Here is a 523-nt window from a genome sequence, read left to right as displayed (position 1 = left end):
AAGTGCCTCCTTTCCCACAAGACCAATAGGTGCATACACATTAGTAACCATGATTACCTCTCCAGAGTCTAAAGTAGAAGCTACCATAGAGAGAGATGAGCGAGAAGACACCCAGCCAAGGGGAGAAATTTTTCATGGATCCCAAAAAATAGCTAAACCACCAGCACTACCTATTGCCCCAACACACTAGCATTGGCCACGGGACCAAATACTAGAGGCATATTGGACCATAGACTCCACAGAGAGCTTAGTCTCTTGGATACAAAGAACATCAGGATTATGGTCAACCACCAAATTTTGAATAGCCTTTTGTCTAGGGATGCTATTCAACCCCCTAACATTCCATGAGAGAATAATCATCATTGGGTAGAGTTGGGAAAATGAGCATCCAAAGGTTTCACTGTCCCAGACTCAATCAATAAATCTCGTGTGAGGTTAATCTTTTCTTGGTCTATTTTGCACCCACTCTTTAGAGGGGGAGTAAAAGAAACTTTCTTAAAGGGTCTAGGAATCAACCCCAAGG

General features: G+C 42.8%; 1 protein-coding gene. It reads right to left on the bottom strand.

Annotated elements, in window-relative coordinates; genetic code table 11:
- Positions 1-186: 186 nt before the first annotated feature.
- Positions 187-360 (bottom strand): endonuclease/exonuclease/phosphatase family protein, encoded by a 174-nt coding sequence (locus IE038_RS25120; RefSeq protein ID WP_368855854.1) that lies wholly within the window; start codon positions 358-360, stop codon positions 187-189.
- Positions 361-523 lie beyond the last annotated feature (163 nt).

Source organism: Pseudomonas laurentiana, assembly GCF_014648275.1.
In the GTDB taxonomy this organism is placed as follows: Bacteria; Pseudomonadota; Gammaproteobacteria; order Pseudomonadales; family Pseudomonadaceae; genus Aquipseudomonas; species Aquipseudomonas laurentiana.
The sequence above is the reverse complement of the archived record's forward strand: the minus strand, read 5'-3'. Positions and strand labels throughout refer to the sequence as shown.